At 68.9% G+C, this 15,605-nt stretch carries 14 protein-coding genes; 9 read left to right on the top strand and 5 right to left on the bottom strand.

What is annotated here, in order from left to right; all coding sequences use genetic code 11:
• Nucleotides 1-62 precede the first annotated feature (62 nt).
• On the top strand, nt 63-704 hold the full coding sequence (locus DMH03_RS39570) for a GPP34 family phosphoprotein (protein WP_125797127.1): 642 nt from the start codon (nt 63-65) through the stop codon (nt 702-704).
• A gap of 19 nt (nt 705-723) precedes the next feature.
• Entirely contained in the window at nt 724-1,899 is a 1,176-nt protein-coding gene (locus DMH03_RS39565; protein ID WP_125797126.1) for a trans-acting enoyl reductase family protein, read from the top strand.
• A 7-nt stretch (nt 1,900-1,906) separates the two neighbouring features.
• Here DMH03_RS39565 and DMH03_RS39560 read toward each other — a convergent pair whose 3' ends face one another.
• Complete coding sequence (locus tag DMH03_RS39560) at nt 1,907-2,311, bottom strand: hypothetical protein (RefSeq protein ID WP_233611860.1); 405 nt, start codon at nt 2,309-2,311, stop codon at nt 1,907-1,909.
• Nucleotides 2,312-2,465: 154 nt separating this feature from the next.
• Here DMH03_RS39560 and DMH03_RS39555 point away from each other — a divergent pair, with 154 nt between their 5' ends.
• A complete protein-coding gene (locus DMH03_RS39555; RefSeq protein WP_233611859.1) occupies nt 2,466-3,413 on the top strand; it encodes a helix-turn-helix transcriptional regulator in 948 nt (315 codons plus the stop codon).
• Nucleotides 3,414-3,842: 429 nt separating this feature from the next.
• Here the strand turns inward: DMH03_RS39555 and DMH03_RS39550 are convergent, their stop codons facing one another.
• From DMH03_RS39550 to DMH03_RS39540, 3 genes are read right to left on the bottom strand one after another with little or no spacing between them, the layout of a single operon-like run.
• The gene (locus DMH03_RS39550) at nt 3,843-4,835 is read right to left on the bottom strand and encodes a PHP domain-containing protein (protein ID WP_125797123.1); all 993 of its coding nucleotides are present in this window, start codon (nt 4,833-4,835) and stop codon (nt 3,843-3,845) included.
• An 18-nt stretch (nt 4,836-4,853) separates the two neighbouring features.
• Entirely contained in the window at nt 4,854-5,357 is a 504-nt protein-coding gene (locus tag DMH03_RS39545) for a metallophosphoesterase family protein (protein ID WP_125797195.1), read from the bottom strand.
• Nucleotides 5,357-6,016 carry a GntR family transcriptional regulator gene (locus DMH03_RS39540; protein WP_125797122.1) on the bottom strand — a complete coding sequence of 220 codons (660 nt, stop codon included), beginning with the start codon at nt 6,014-6,016 and terminating at the stop codon, nt 5,357-5,359. Before DMH03_RS39540 ends, DMH03_RS39545 begins: the two co-directional genes overlap by 1 nt.
• A gap of 35 nt (nt 6,017-6,051) precedes the next feature.
• On the opposite strand from DMH03_RS39540, the gene araD reads away from it, so the two are divergent.
• From araD to DMH03_RS39520, 4 genes are all read left to right on the top strand, one after another.
• The gene (araD, locus tag DMH03_RS39535) at nt 6,052-7,770 is read left to right on the top strand and encodes an L-arabinonate dehydratase (RefSeq protein ID WP_125797121.1); all 1,719 of its coding nucleotides are present in this window, start codon (nt 6,052-6,054) and stop codon (nt 7,768-7,770) included.
• A 100-nt stretch (nt 7,771-7,870) separates the two neighbouring features.
• Nucleotides 7,871-9,724 carry a VanW family protein gene (locus DMH03_RS39530; RefSeq protein ID WP_125797120.1) on the top strand — a complete coding sequence of 618 codons (1,854 nt, stop codon included), beginning with the start codon at nt 7,871-7,873 and terminating at the stop codon, nt 9,722-9,724.
• Nucleotides 9,725-9,860: 136 nt separating this feature from the next.
• Nucleotides 9,861-11,072 carry an MFS transporter gene (locus DMH03_RS39525; RefSeq protein ID WP_125797119.1) on the top strand — a complete coding sequence of 404 codons (1,212 nt, stop codon included), beginning with the start codon at nt 9,861-9,863 and terminating at the stop codon, nt 11,070-11,072.
• 140 nt (nt 11,073-11,212) lie between these two features.
• On the top strand, nt 11,213-12,427 hold the full coding sequence (locus DMH03_RS39520; protein ID WP_233611858.1) for a GGDEF domain-containing protein: 1,215 nt from the start codon (nt 11,213-11,215) through the stop codon (nt 12,425-12,427).
• 79 nt (nt 12,428-12,506) lie between these two features.
• Here the strand turns inward: DMH03_RS39520 and DMH03_RS39515 are convergent, their stop codons facing one another.
• On the bottom strand, nt 12,507-13,859 hold the full coding sequence (locus tag DMH03_RS39515; RefSeq protein ID WP_125797118.1) for a TrpB-like pyridoxal phosphate-dependent enzyme: 1,353 nt from the start codon (nt 13,857-13,859) through the stop codon (nt 12,507-12,509).
• A gap of 76 nt (nt 13,860-13,935) precedes the next feature.
• Between DMH03_RS39515 and DMH03_RS39510 the strand changes: the two genes are divergently transcribed.
• Nucleotides 13,936-14,820: an arginase family protein gene (locus tag DMH03_RS39510; RefSeq protein WP_125797117.1), complete on the top strand. Its 885-nt coding sequence runs from the start codon at nt 13,936-13,938 to the stop codon at nt 14,818-14,820.
• Entirely contained in the window at nt 14,817-15,506 is a 690-nt protein-coding gene (locus tag DMH03_RS39505; RefSeq protein ID WP_125797116.1) for a dienelactone hydrolase family protein, read from the top strand. The genes DMH03_RS39510 and DMH03_RS39505 overlap by 4 nt, the downstream gene beginning before the upstream one ends.
• Nucleotides 15,507-15,605 lie beyond the last annotated feature (99 nt).

Raw genomic sequence — 15,605 nt, 5'->3', positions numbered from 1 at the left:
CGGTCCACCCGCTACCGCTACCTTGGCCGTCCCGCACCACAACGCCGGAGGGCGTGCCATTCATGCGTCGGCTGACCTTGGTCGATTCCCTGTTCTTCCTCGCCCACGACGAGTTCACCGGAAAACCCGCGCTGCGCCGCACGGGGCTCGGCATCGGAATGGCCGGTTCCGCGCTCTGTGATCTCCTCCTCGCCGAGCGGATCACCGTGGAACGCAAGCGAATCCGCCCGCTGACCCGGCGCGGTCTCGCGCATCCACCGCTGGATCGGGTGTTTTCGGAAATCCTCCGCGAACGCGAGCCGCAGACCGTCCGGGAATGGGTCTCCCATCTGCGGCATGAACTGGGTGAAACGGTCGCGGAGAATCTGCTCGCCGCGGGCGTGATCGACCGCGAGACCGACCGGATGTTCATGCGGAAGAATCACCGGTACCCGCCGCGTGATCTGCTGATGTCGACGGCCGCGCGCAGCAAGTCGAGGGCGGCCGTCCTCGGCACCGAACAGCCGGATCCGCATTCGGTCTGCCTGGCCCTGGTGGCCTGGACCATCGGTCTCGACGACTTCTGCGAACCGGAACTCGACCGCGCCGGCCTGCGGACCTGGGCGGAGTCCACGCACCGGGACCTCCCGAGGGCGCTCGCCGAGCTGATCACGGGGGTGGACGCGGTGAGCGCCGCCGTCGTCTACACCGGCGACAGGCGATGACCGGCGGTAGCCTGACGCCATGCCCACCGACCGTGACCACGACGTCGTCCTGTTCGGCGCCACCGGGTTCACCGGTGGCCTGACGGCGGAATATCTCGCCCGCGCCGCCCCGCCCGGTCTGCGCCTCGCGTTGGCCGGACGTGATCCGGTCAAACTGGAAGCGTTGCGGGAAAAGCTTTTCTCGATCAACCCCGCGCTTTCTGGGATGTCGTTGTTGCGCGCCGACGTCTCCGATGCGGACTCGCTGCGGAAGGTCGCGGAGTCCGCGAAGGTCGTCGCCACCACTGTCGGCCCGTACGTCCACTACGGAGAGCCGCTGGTCGCCGCCTGCGCCGAAGCCGGGACCGACTACGCCGATCTGTGCGGCGAGCCCGAGTTCGTCGACAGGATGTATGTCGCCCACCATGCCCGTGCCGTCGAAACCGGCGCCCGGCTGGTGCACGCGTGCGGATTCGATTCGATCCCGCACGACCTCGGCGCCCTCTTCACCGTTTCCCAGCTGCCGCAAGGGAAACCGATCCGGATCGACGGCTACGTGCGCGCCGGCGCGATGCCGTCGGGTGGAACCTTTCTTTCGGCGCTGACAGCGTTTTCGCGGCTGCCGTCAAGTATCCGTGCGGCACGGGACCGCGCGGCGGCCGAACCACGGCCGGAAGGCCGCCGGGCGCGTACCACGCTCGGCATCCCGCACCGCAACCCCGACGGTTTCTGGGCGGTGCCGCTGCCGACCATCGACTCGATGATCGTCGAGCGGTCCGCCGCGGCACTCCCCGCGTACGGCCCCGACTTCACGTACCGGCATTTCGCGGCGGTCAAACGGCTTCCGGTGGTGGCCGCCGGTGCCGCCGGGATGGGCCTCGTCTTCGCCGCCGCCCAAATCCCGCCCGCGCGGCGGGCGCTGTCGAAACTGGTGAAGCCCGGCGGCGGCCCGGACGAGCAGCGGCGCGCGCGGTCGTGGTTCTCCGTCCGGTTCCACGCCGAAAGCGGCGGTGAACGCGTCGGGACCGAGGTGTCCGGCGGCGACCCGGGCTACGGCGAGACGGCGAAGATGCTCGGCGAGTCCGCCCTGTGCCTGGCGCTGGACGACCTGCCCGCGACGGCCGGGCAGGTCACCACGGCGACCGCGATGGGGCAGGCGCTGATCGACAGGCTGAGCGAAGCCGGCCTGCGGTTCGCGACTCTGCCCACCGCGTGATCGAGGGCTAGCCCGCCGCGACCGAGGACAAGTGCGCCCACGGGTTCGCGGCCTTGAGGCCGGTGAAGGTGAACTTCTGATTCGTGCCCTTGGGGCAGGCCTTCCGGCTGCTGTCCCAGCGGTTCTCGCTCGGCCAGTACACCTTGAGCACGATGCAGCGGTCGTCGGCCGCGCTGTCGTAGACCTTGCCCTTGATCGTGACGGTGTTCCCGCTGCAGCTCACCCAGAACTCGGTCCACCCGCCGGGGATGGACTCGTTGAACTGGAAGTCCCGGCACTTCAGCTGCCAGCTCTTGGTCGCCGCCACCGAAACCTCCCCGCTGGTCGCCGCGGTGGCGGGAGTGGCCGCGAACAGCGACCCGAACGCCATCGCCGCACCCGTGGCGGCGAGACCGAATTTCCTGATGTTCATGTTCATCCCCTCAGTAGTGGACCTTGCTCCACGAACCGTCCCAAGCGCCCCGAGCCGTCCGGCGCAGTTTTAGTTCTGGCTGAAACATCGCCAAGACGCGCGTTTCGTGCGTTAATTCCTCCGGGGACCTGGGGAGGGGGAAGCTGTGCTGCGCGTGCATTTTTCCGGAGAGGATCTTGGTCGGGTCAGGGTCGCGACGAGGCCGGATCCGTTGTGGGAGACGACGCTGAGCCTGCATCGGCTGCAGCGTGGGGACGGTGGCCTGCCGGTACGGAAGTGGCGCGGCGCCGTCCGCAGCCGTCTCCCGAAGGCCGCCGGGCCGTTGCTGACGCTGGTCCCGCCCAGCGGGTACTTCCCCGACTTCCTCACGCCGTCCGGCGAAGACCTCGAAGAGCAACTGGAACTGGTGAGCGGCACCAAACGCTGCGCCCTGCGCCGGGATCTGACGATCTTGGCCCGATCCCGGCGGCCGACGCCGTGGGCACGGGATCTGGGTGACGCCAACCCGGCGGCGCTCGGCGCGCTGACGCGAGCGGTCCGGTCGTACCACCAGGCGGCGATCGAGCCGGTCTGGAACGACATCGTCGCTACCTTCGACCGTCAGCGCGTGAGACAGGCGCGGATTCTGCTCGCGGACGGCGTCGAAGGACTGTTGCGCGGCCTCTCCTCCGCGATGCGGTGGAAGGCACCGGTGCTCGAGGTCGACTACCCGGTGCACCACGACCTGCATCTCGACGGGCGAGGGCTGCTGCTCATCCCGTCGTTCTTCTGCTGGCGGACCGGGGTGACCCTGGTCGAGAACGACCGGGTGCCGGTGCTCGTCTACCCCATCGAAGAGCAACTTCCCGAAGTCGTGCCCCACGACCACGGCTCCGCCCTGTCCACACTGCTGGGGCACACCCGTGCCGCCGTTCTGGAGACGATCGAAGACGGCGGGCGGACCTGCGATGTCGCTCGACGCGCCGGGATCTCCATGTCGTCGGCGAGTCAGCACGCCACAGTGCTGCGTGAAGCGGGTCTCGTGCTCAGCGTGCGTGAGGGCAACACCGTGCGCCATCACCTCACGCCGTTGGGGTCCGCCTTGCTGCGCAAGAATCTTTGACCGTCTTGTCCCCTTGCACACCCCGCTGAAGTGGGCGGTGTACGGGGACCCGTACGAGATCAACTAGCGCGTCACTGCCCGGCCCGGATGTCATGAAAGGGTCGTTCAGGACATCTTTTGTCCTGAACGACCCTTTCATGACATCCGGAGGGCGTGGTTCTGGACCGGCCGACGGGAACAGCCGCACCCGAGTGTCCACAAGGGACACTCCACGGCGGCTGAATGTCCGGTTGATGGCTATATGCGCGGTTCTCGACGGGGGTCGTGAGTGGCAAGTAGCGTTCTAACCCTCTTTACCACTCACGATCCCCACGCGAAGCTGCGCAAATAGCCCAAATCGGGCGCAATCATCCCAGAGAGTGACCTTTATGGACAGTCAGGACTCGTTCAGGCCTCTGTGGCGAGCCCGAGCCGCGAACACGACAACACTCACGAAGCCAGCAGTTCCTCGGCGGTCCGCGTGTTGATCACCCGGTCCGGCTCGATCCCCAGCTCGTTGGCCCGCGCGCAGCCGTAGACGAGCCAGTCCAGCTGGCCGGGCGCGTGCGCGTCGCTGTCGATGGCGAAGTCACAGCCCAGGTCCACGGCCAGGTTCAGCAAGCGCGTCGGCGGGTCCCGGCGTTCGGGACGCGAGTTGATCTCGACGGCGACCCCGTTGTCCCGGCAAGCGGCGAACACCGCCTCCGCGTCGAACTCCGATTCGGGCCGTCTCCCGCGGCCGCCCATCACCAGCCGCCCGGTGCAGTGTCCCAGCACCCGGACCCGCGGATGCTGGACGGCGGCGAGCATCCGCGGCGTCATCTCCCTCGCGGGCATCCGCAGTTTCGAATGCACGCTCGCGACGACGAAGTCCAGCTGCTCCAGCAGCTCTTCCTCCTGGTCGAGCGTGCCGTCGAGATGGATGTCGACCTCGATGCCGTGCAGGATCCGGAACGGCGCCATCGTCTCGTTCAGTTCCGCGACGACGTCCATCTGCCGCCGCAGTCGCTCGGGCGAAAGGCCGTTGGCGACGGTGAGGCGCGGCGAGTGGTCGGTCAGCACCATCCATTCGTGGCCCAGCGCGCGGGCGGCCTCGGCCATCTCCTCGATCGGGCTCCCGCCGTCGGACCAATCCGAATGGATGTGGCAGTCGCCGCGCAACGCCGCCCGCATCGGACCGCCGTCGGGCAGTTTCGGCTCGCCGATTTTCTCGAAGTACGCGGGCCGGCGTCCGGCGAGGACGTCTTCGACGACGGCCGCTGTCGCCTTGCCGATATTCGGTAACGCGGTCAGTGTGCCTGCCTCAGCGCGTTTGCGCAGGTCATCCGGCTTGACCTTGGCGATCACCGAGGCCGCCTGCCGGAAGGCCCGCACCCGGTAGGTCGGCTCGCCCGCGCGCTCCAGCCGGAACGCGATCTCCCTCAACGCCTGCGCCGGTTCCATGGCTACCTGTCTACCCCGTCAGCGTCGAAGAGGCAGCTCATGCAGAACGACGTCGCGTAACTCGCCGTCGCGGATCTCGGCGGTCTGATACGTGCAGAACGGCTGCCGCCGCCGGTCGGTCGGCGAGCCGGGGTTCAGCAGCCGCAGCCCGTTCGGCGTGACCGTGTCCCACGGGATGTGGCTGTGCCCGAACACGAGGACGTCGGTGCCGGGGAACTGTTCGTCGCAGCGACGCTCGCGCCCCTGTTTGCCGCCGGTTTCGTGGATGACGGCCAGACACACGCCGTCGAGGTCCGCCCGTGCGATCTCGGGCAGTCGCGCACGCAGGTCCGCGCCGTCGTTGTTGCCGTAGACCCCGATGAGCCGCTTGCTGCGGGCCTCGAGTTCGTCCAGCAGGGTGACCTCGACCCAGTCGCCGGCGTGGACGACGACGTCCGCCGCTTCGACCTCGCGCCAGACTTGATCCGGCAGCGCCTTCGCGCGCAGTGGCAGGTGTGTGTCGGCGATGAGCAGCAGCCGCATCATTCGTCTCCGATCGCCCCGAGGATCCGGTCCAGGAAGTCTCCGATGTGCGCGCGCAACAGCCCCGCCGCGCCCTCGGCGTCACCCTTCTTCGCCGCCGCGAGTACCGCTTTGTGCTCGGTCCATTCCTTGCGCCAGCTGGGATTCGTCTCCCAGCCGACCACGGAGATCAGCGCGGCGCGATCCCTGAGGCCGTCCAGCATCGAGACCATCAGCGGATTGCCGCAGCCACTGTAGAGCGCGCGGTGGAACCGGCGGTTGAGCAGGCTGAGCGCGGCCTGATCCTTGTCCGAGATCGCCGCCGACGCCTCCTTCAACGCCTCCGCCGCGTCTTCGAGCAAGTCCGGTGAACGCCGTTCCACCGACCGCCGCACCGCTTCGGGCTCCAGCACCATGCGGACGTCGTAAACGGACTTCGCCAGCTCCGCGTCCACCACGCACACCGAAGCACCCTTGTACGGGCTGAACATCACGAGTCCCGTGTTCGACAGCACCTTGAGCGCCTCGCGCACCGGCGTCTTCGACACGCCGAGCCGGGCCGCGAGTTCGGCTTCGACCAACGGCTGGCCGGGCTTCAACTCCCGGGTGAGGATGCCGCGGCGGATCTCCTCGAGCACCACTTCGGTGCGGGAGGCGGGCAGGCTGAAGGTCGAGGACATGAGCGGATCATATATGAGATGTCATACTTGCGGTCATGAGGAACCCCGAGGAACTCCGCAGCCACCGCAGGTTCGGCGGCGACGAACTACGCGGCTTCAGCCACCGGGCCCGGAGCAGGCAACTGGGGTACAACCCGGAGGAGCATCTCGGGAAACCTGTCATCGCGATCCTCAACACCTGGAGCGACATCAACCCGTGTCATATGCATCTGCGCGAACGCGCGGAACAGGTCAAACGCGGGGTGTGGCAGGCGGGCGGTTTCCCGCTGGAGTTCCCGGTCGCGACCCTGTCGGAGACCTTCCAGAAGCCGACACCGATGCTCTACCGCAACCTGCTTTCGCTGGAGACCGAGGAAATCCTGCGGTCCTACCCGATCGACGGCGCGGTCCTCATGGGCGGCTGCGACAAGACGACACCGGCGTTGCTGATGGGCGCGGCGAGCGCGGGCCTGCCCGCCATCTTCGTTCCCGCGGGGCCGATGTTGCGCGGGCACTGGCGGAACGAGGTGCTCGGCAGCGGCACCGACATGTGGAAGTACTGGGACGACAAGCGGGCCGGGCTGATCGGCGACGAGGAACTGTCCGAATTGGAGCGTGGGCTCGCGCGTTCCCCCGGAACCTGTATGACGATGGGGACCGCGTCCACGATGATGTCGGTCGCCGAAGTACTCGGGCTGACCTTGCCGGGCGCCGCGTCGATCCCCGCCGTCGACTCGGCGCACCACCGGATGGCCGCGGCGAGCGGTGCTCGCGTGGTGGACATGGTGTGGGAGGACCTCACCATCACGAAGATCCTCGACGAACGCGCGTACGCCGACGCGATCACCACCGTGCTGGCGCTGGGCGGCTCCACCAACGCCGTCATCCACCTGATCGCGATGGCCGGTCGCGGGCGGATTTCGTTGTCCGTCGACGATTTCGACGCGATCGCGCGCCGGGTCCCCGTACTGGCGAACATCCGCCCTGGCGGCGACTGGCTGATGGAGGACTTCTACTACGCGGGCGGGCTTCCCGGCCTGCTCTCGCGGCTGACCGATCTGCTGCACACCGATCGCGTCACCGTCACCGGCCGGACCCTCGGCGAGAACCTGAAAACGGCGCGGGTGCACGACGACGACGTCATCCGCACCCGCGAAAACCCTGTCGCCACCGAAGGCGGAGTCGCTGTGCTGCGCGGCAATCTCGCGCCGTCGGGCGCGGTGATCAAGCACCTCGCCGCCGATCCCCGGCTGCTCGTCCACACTGGACCCGCGGTGGTCTTCGACGACTACCGGGACTTGAAGAACCGCATCAACGATCCCGCACTCGGCATCACCGAGGAGTCCGTTCTGGTGCTGCGCGGATCCGGTCCGCTCGGCGGCCCCGGCATGCCCGAGTACGGGATGCTGCCGCTGCCCGATCACCTGCTGGCCAAGGGGGTCCGGGACATGGTCCGCGTGTCCGACGCCCGGATGAGCGGCACCAGTTACGGCGCGTGCGTACTGCACGTCGCGCCGGAGTCCCATGTGGGCGGACCGCTCGCGCTGGTCCGCGACGGCGATCCGATCACCTTGGACGTCCCGTCGCGACGACTGAGCCTCGACGTCGATGATGCGGAATTGCAACACCGCCGGGAACGGTGGACCCCACCGCCCCCACGCTTCGAACGGGGTTACGGCGCGTTGTACTCCGAACACATCACGCAAGCCGATGAGGGCTGTGACTTCGACTTTCTCGCCAGAGTGGGCGAAAATCCGGAACCTGACGCCCAGTGACCACCCGACGGAGTGACCCGCTCACCCAACCGGGCGAGTTGCACGACCACAAAACGCGCCCCGTATCTTGAACCTACGTCCGGACATGTGGAAGGCCCGGATGTTCGATCACGACGCCCGGCCTCGCCGGACCGTGGAGGGTGGAGAGTTGCCGCAGGAACCGCGCTGGCCCGAGTCCCATGCCGAGCAGACGGACATTCTCCCGGTCGTCGCGCCCGGGTTCGCGGAGTCTGCCACGCCCGAGGAACCCGCGCCACCGAAGCGCCGCCGCAGCTACCGCAAGGCCGCCTTCATCGGCGGCGGCGTGTTCGGCCTGCTGGTCGTCGCGTACGCCCTCGACGTTCTGGTCTCCCAAGGCAGCGTCCCCCGCGGCGTCACCGTCGCCGGGGTCGACGTCGGCGGGATGGACCGCGCGGCGGCCGAGAAGGAGCTCCGCGGAGGCATCGAGCCCCGGCTGACCCGGCCGGTGAAGATCGTCGCGGGTGACGCCGAGGAGTCGCTGGCGCCGAACAACGCGGGCCTCCGCCTCGACTGGCCCGCCACCCTGGACCAGGCGGGCGATCAGCCGCTGAACCCGTTCACGCGGATCGCGTCGTTCTTCTCGACCACCGAGGTCGGTGTCGTCACGCAGACCGACGACGCCAAGCTCACCGCCGCGCTGGAGAACTTGCGCGGCAACGTCGACCGTGACCCCATCGAGGGCACCGTCCGCTTCGAAGAGGCCAAGCCGGTCGCCGTCGAACCCAAGACCGGGCAGAAACTCGACGTCGAGGCCGCCAAGCAGACGATCCTGGACCGCTGGGCAGGCGGTGAGCCGCTGACGCTCGCGGTCACCCAGACCCCGGTCAAGGTCTCGCCGGAAGCCGTCCACGCCGCCCTCGAACAGGTCGCCAAGCCCGCCGTGGCGTCGCCGATGGTCATCAAGGGCGAGGGCAAGGACGCGGTCGTCAAACCCGCGGACATCGCGGGCGCGCTGACCTTCGAACCCGCCGACGGCGGCGTGCTGAACCCCAAGGTGGACAACAACAAGATCATCGAGGCCGCTGGGCCTCAGCTGAAGTCCACCGAGAAGGAGGGCAAGGACGCGCAGATCGTCTTCGAAGGCGGCAAGCCGACCGTCCAGCCCTCCGAGGACGCCAACGTCGTCGACTGGGAGCCCAGCCTCAAGCCGGTACTCGACGTGCTCAAGCGTGCGGCGCCCCGTGAGCTGCCGGTGACCTACAAGAAGACCCCGGCCAAGGTGACCACCGAGCAGGCGAACCAGCTCGGCATCAAGGAGGTCGTCAGCGAGTTCAAGACCGGCGGGTTCGCGCCGGACTCGGGGACGAACATCCGGGTCGTGGCGCAGAAGGTCAACGGCGCCATCGTGAAGCCGGGCGAGACGTTCAGCCTCAACGGGTTCACCGGGCCGCGCGGCGCGGCGCAGGGTTACGTCGAGGCCGGTGTCATCAAGGACGGCGCGCCCGGCCGCGAGGTCGGCGGCGGGATCTCGCAGTTCGCGACCACGCTGTACAACGCCTCGTACTTCGCCGGCATGAAGGACACCGAGCACAAGGAACACAGCTACTACATCAGCCGTTACCCCGCCGCGCGTGAGGCGACCGTGTTCCAGAACCACAACGGCGGCAGCGTGATCGACCTCAAGTTCACCAACGACACGGACACCGGCGTCGCGATCCAGGCCATCTGGTCGCCGTCGGACATCACGATCCGGATGTGGGGCACCAAGAAGTACACCGTCGAGTCGATCCCGGGCGGCCGCACCAACCCGTCCGAGCCGCCGACGAAGCCCGGCCCCGCCGAGAACTGCAAGCCCAGCAACGGCGCGCCCGGCTTCACCACGTCGGACACCCGGGTCATCAAGGACGCCGCGAGCGGCCGCGAGGTCCGGCGCCACACCCGGAACGTGCACTACAACCCGCAACCGAAGATCACCTGCGGCACGAAGCAGTAGTCCCCAGCGCGTGAAGGCCCCCTTGCCTCGGCTCAGCCGAGGCAAGGGGGCCTTCACGCGCTTTCCGAGGCTTCACCACGCGCGTCCGGGGCGGTACGCTGAGTGACTCACCCGACCGAGCGGGGGTGGTCACCTCGTGCGTTCCCAGGCGACCTTCCGGCAGATCCTCGCGGTCGGTGAACTGCGGGCGATCTGGTTCGCGGAACTCCAGTCGATCCTCGGGGACCAGGTGGCCAGGGTCGCCCTGTCGGTGCTGGTGTTCGAGCGGACCGGTTCGGCGACGTGGCCCGCGCTGACCTACGCGCTCACGTACCTGCCCGACCTGGTCGGCGGGCCATTGCTCGGCGGACTGGCCGACCGGTTCCCGCGTCGCGCGGTGATGGTCTGCTCCGACGTCGTCCGGGCCGTCCTGGTCGCGGTGCTCGCGATCCCCGGGATCCCGTTGCCCGCGCTCGCCGTCGTGCTCGTGGTGGTGCAACTGGCCAACGCGCCGTTCACCGCCGCGCAGGCCGCGGTGCTGCCGTCGGTGCTCAGCGGGGATCAGTACGTCCTCGGCCAGTCACTGCTGAAGATCACCAACCAGATCGGCCAGCTCGCCGGGTTCGCCCTCGGCGGCGCGGTGATCGCCGCGGCCGGGACCGGCAGGGGACTCGCCCTCGACGCGGTCACGTTCGGTGTTTCGGCGATCGTCCTGCGCCTCGGCGTCCGCGCCCGCCCCGCGACGGGTGCGCGCGGTCCCGCGACGTCGACGTTGCGGCGGCTTCGTGCGGGCGCCCGCACGATCTGGCACGACCGACGGCTGCGCGCGCTGGTCGGTCTCGCGTGGCTGGCCGGTTTCGTGATCGTGCCGGAAGGGCTCGCCGTGCCGTACGCCGCGGAGATCGGCGGCGGGGCGGTGACGGCGGGGCTGCTGCTCGCGGCGCATCCCGCGGGGATCGTGCTCGGGGTGTTCGTGCTGGGCCGCCTGGTGCGGCCCGAAGTCCGGTTGCGCATGGTCGGACGGCTGGCGCTGGGTGCGATCGTGCCGCTCGCGGCGTTCTGGTTCCGGCCCTCGCTCCCCTACGCCGCCGGACTGCTCGTGCTGTCCGGGATGTGCGCGGCCTACCAGGTCACCGCGAGCACCACGTTCATGCGGTTGGTGCCCGACACCGAACGAGGCCAGGCTTTCGGCCTCGCCGGGTCGGGACTCATCGCCGTGCAGGGAATCGGGCTGATCGCCGGCGGCCTGCTCGTCGGCGTACTCGGTTCACCCGCGACGACGGTCTCGGTCATCGCACTCGCCGGTGTCGTAGTGGCTGTTCCGGCCACCCGGGCTTGGCGCCACGTGGCCCCGCTTCACCCCCTTTGACCGGAACCGGATGTTCACCAGTTCTGCCCGCGCATGGAGCTCACCCCCTCCACTTCCCCGATGCCGGTCACGCGTGGTGCACCCACGCCTACCCATACAGCGTAGTGACACCTAGTATCCAACCGATTACGTTCGACTCCGTGGCGCTAACGAATTGGGCGCTGTGGCGGCTACCCCACCGCGGTTTGATCGGCTTCGTCCTCCTGGTGGACGTCGCGGCGATCGCCGGATCCGCCTGGTCTCTTGTCCGCGTCCCGTTCACCCAGGGCGACGCGATCCCCTTCGCGATCCTGATCATCAGCGCCGTGCTGTACACGGAGTTGTCACGTCCGGTGGAGCGGGTGCGGGAACGGTTCGCCGGCACGCCGCACATCTCGCTCGACAGCGTCTGGACCTTTGCCGCCGTCCTGCTGGTGCACCCGGCACTCGCCGCGCTGGTCATCGCCGTGTCGTTCTTCTACCGCTGGTTCCGCGGGCAGCCGAGCCCGTTGTTCCGGCGCACGTTCTCCGCCTCGGCGACCGTGCTCGCGGGTTTCGCGGCCGCCGCCTTCCTCTCCCGGTACGCGGCCCCGTTCGACGTCCTCCCCCGCGACGAGTCCTCCTTCGGGTCGGTGGTCGCGGCGGGCGGGGTGTTCCTGCTGGTCAACACCGCGTTGATGACGATCGCGGTGCACTACGGCACCCCGCACGAGCGGTTGCGCGACGCGCTGGCGCAGCCGTTCGAGTACGCGCTCGAAGCGGCGACGATCGCGCTCGGGATCATCGTGGCGTGGGCGCTGCGGGACTGGCCGGTGGTGCTGCTGCTCGTCGTCGGGATCACCCTGGTGCTGCACCGCGGCGTGCTGCTGCGGCAACTGAAACGGCAGGCGCGCAGTGACGCCAAGACCGGGCTGCTCAACGCCAAGGCGTGGCGCGAGGCCGCGGCCGACGAACTCGACCGCGCGCGGCGCGCGGGGCGGCACACCAGCCTGCTGATGGTCGACGTCGACCGGTTCAAACTGATCAACGACCGCCACGGGCACCTGGTGGGCGACCGGTACCTGGCGGCGATCGCGGAAACCCTGCGCACCGAGGTGCGCGGCACGGATCTGGTCGGGCGGTTCGGCGGGGAGGAGTTCGTCGTCCTGCTGCCCGGTACGTCCGCCGTGCACGCCCACGCGATCGCGGAACGGATCCGGTCGAGCGTGGCTTCCCGCGCCGGCGACCTGCCCGAGCACGTCACCGTGTCGATCGGGCTCGCCGACCGGCCGGGCGTGGCCGACCTGGACGCCGTGCTCGCCGCCGCGGACCGGGCGCTGTACGAGGCCAAGAACACCGGGCGGAACCGGACGTCGGGCTACCAGGTGACCGGCTGACTCCCGACCCCGCGTGCTATGAACGGACCGTTCCTTGCAAATTTTGCAAGGAACGGTCCGTTCATAGCGCTCGCGAGGGCTAAGGGAGGCCGGCGAGGGACTTCGCGAGGACCTCGTCGGACAGCGCGTGGTCGGAGATGTCGCCCGCCAGGTACGCGCCGTACGCGGGAAGGTCGAGGTGCGCGTGCCCGCACAGCGCGGTCAGTATTACCTTCTCCTCCCCGGTTTCCTTGCACCGCAACGCTTCCTCGATGCACGCGGCAAGCGCGTGAGTCGGCTCGGGTGCCGGGATGATGCCCTCCGTTCGCGCGAATCGCACGCCCGCGGCGAAGCAGTCCTCCTGCCCGACAGCGATCGCGTCGATCAGCCCGAGTTCGTAGATATGCGAGATCAGCGGCGACATCCCGTGGTAGCGCAGGCCGCCGGCGTGGATCGGGTCGGGGATGAAGTCGTGACCGAGCGTGTGCATCTTCAGCAATGGCGTCAGCCCGGCGGTGTCCCCGAAGTCGTACGCGTACTTCCCGCGGGTGAGGGTCGGGCAGGCGGCCGGTTCGACCGCGCGGATCACCGGGTCCATCCGCCCGGCGAGTTTCTCGCGCAGGAACGGGAAGGCGAGCCCGCCGAAGTTGGAGCCGCCGCCGGTGCAGCCGACGAGCACGTCCGGGGTGTCCCCGGCCAGTTCGAACTGCTTGAGCGCCTCTTCACCGATGATCGTCTGGTGCAGCAGCACATGGTTGAGCACGCTGCCGAGCGCGTAACGGGTGTTCTCCGCCTGCGCCGCCTGCTCGACCGCCTCGCTGATCGCGATGCCGAGGCTCCCGGTCGAGTTCGGGTCGGCGGCCAGGATCGCGCGGCCGGATTCGGTCAGCTCGGACGGGCTCGGGTGCACCGTGGCGCCGAACGTCTCCATCATCAGCTTGCGATACGGCTTCTGGTCGTAGGAAGCGCGGACCTGCCACACCTCGCATTCCAGCCCGAAGGTGGCGCAGGCGAACGCGAGCGCGCTCCCCCACTGTCCGGCGCCGGTTTCCGTGGTCAGCCTGGTGACCCCCTCCGCGGCGTTGTAGAAAGCCTGCGGCACGGCGGTGTTGGGTTTGTGCGAGCCGACCGGGCTGACGCCCTCGTACTTGTAGTAGATGCGGGCGGGAGTGCCGAGCGCCTTCTCCAGCCGCCTCGCGCGGTACAGCGGCGACGGCCGCCAGAGCCGGTAGACGTCGAGGACCTCTTCCGGGATGTCGACGTACCGTTCCGTGGTGACCTCTTGAGCGATGAGCGCCTGCGGGAACAACGGCGCGAGATCGTCCGGGCCGATCGGCTCGCGGGTGCCCGGATGCAGTGGCGGCGGTGGCGGCTCCGGCAGATCCGGGACGATGTTGTACCACCTCGTCGGCATGTCCTGTTCGTCGAGGATGTATTTCGTCCGCTCCGCCATTGAGCCTCCTCTGTCCGTCCCTTCAACCTAAAGGGACGGACGGCGTGACACCAGGCGTCACTACTACGGTGTGGGCATGGGGAATTTCGTACTGCTCGACGCGCCGTCCAATCTCGGACTGCGCCCGCCCGCCGAAGGTGTGGTCCCGGGTTGCCACAAGGCACCGGGCGCGCTGCGTGACCACGGTCTGCTCACCCGTCTGGGCGCGAGGGACGGCGGTGTCGTCACCCCGCCGCGGTATCTGCCCGCCCGGTCGCCCGGCGGCGGCGTGCGCAACGCGGCCGGGATCGCGACCTACACGGAGGCACTCGCCGGACGGCTCGCGAAGATCCGCGCGGACGGCGGCTTTCCGGTCGTGCTCGGCGGCGACTGCTCGATCGCGCTCGCCGCGATGCTGACCCTGCGTCGCGAAGGACGCTTCGGCATCGTCTACTTCGACGGGCACGACGACTTCCGGCACCTGGGCAACTCCGATCACGTCGCCAACGTCGGCGGCGAAGCGCTCGCCGTCGTGACCGGCCCCGGCCAGCCGGAACTGGCCGATGTGGACGGTCTGCGCCCGTACGTCCGCGACGAAGACGTCCTCGTGCTCGGTGTTCGCGCGGAGGAGTCCGCCGAGGCGAGGGAAGCCGGGCTTCGCGTCGTGACCAGCCAGGAGATCATGGCGTCCGGCACCGACGGCGCGCTCGCCGCCGCCCGGGAGATTTTCGCACCGCTGGACGGTTTCTGGATCCACATCGACATCGACACCCTCGACCCGGAATTCGTGTCCGCTGTGGACAGTCCCGATCCCGGTGGACTCAGCCCGGACAAGCTCGTCGAGCTGCTCCGGGGGCTGCTCGCGATCCCCGGCGCCGCCGGGCTGGAGCTGACCATCTTCGATCCCGACCTCGACCCCGACGGCACGCAGGCCGCCCTCGTGGCGGACTGTCTCGTGCACGCGCTGGAAGGAACCCGATGACCAAGGTGACCGTCGCCGACGGCTCGTTCGACGCCCCGCTCTGGCTGCCCGAATCCGGATCCGGCCCGGGCTTGGTGCTGATCCAGGAGATCTTCGGCCTCGACGACTACCTCAAATCGGTCGCCGCCGACCTGGCCGCCCTCGGCTACGTCGTCGCCGTGCCCGAACTGTTCTGGCGGATCGCCCCCGGCTGGTCGGCCACGCACGACGAAGCCGGGGTCTCGGCGTCGATGGAGGTCTCCGGCAAACTCGACCCGGCACGCGCCGTCACCGACGTCCTCGCGACCCTGACGACCCTGCGCGGGCTGCCCGAAACCGACGGCCGCGCCGGCGTCTTCGGCTTCTGCCTCGGCGGCTCGATGGCCTACGCGGCCGCCGCCGAAGGCGACCCGGACGTCGCGGTCTCGTACTACGGCTCCCGGGTGCCCGGGCAACTTCCGTTGCTGGACAAGATCACCTGCCCGATCCAGTTCCAGTTCGGCGGCGCGGACCCGTACATCCCCATCGAAGGTGTGGGGAAGCTGGCCGACGCGGTGGCTTCCCATGACGGCGCGGAAATCCACATCCACGAAGGCGCGGGACACGCGTTCCACAACCATGTGGCGCCGATGTTCCATCAGCCTGAGCCCGCCGCGGCGGCTTGGGCGCTGACGCTGGAGTTTCTCGGGCGCGTCTTTCCGGCTTGAGCGCCCACGAAGTCGGTCAGCAACCGGGAAACTCCAAGCGTGGAACGAATGTTCCCTCTTTGATATTGACAAGTGGTTCGGTCGGCCTAGGTTTGTATC

Source organism: Amycolatopsis sp. WAC 01376, assembly GCF_003947415.1.
Lineage (GTDB): Bacteria > Actinomycetota > Actinomycetes > Mycobacteriales > Pseudonocardiaceae > Amycolatopsis.
Note: the sequence above shows the minus strand (reverse complement) of the source record. Positions and strands in the feature narration are given on the sequence as shown.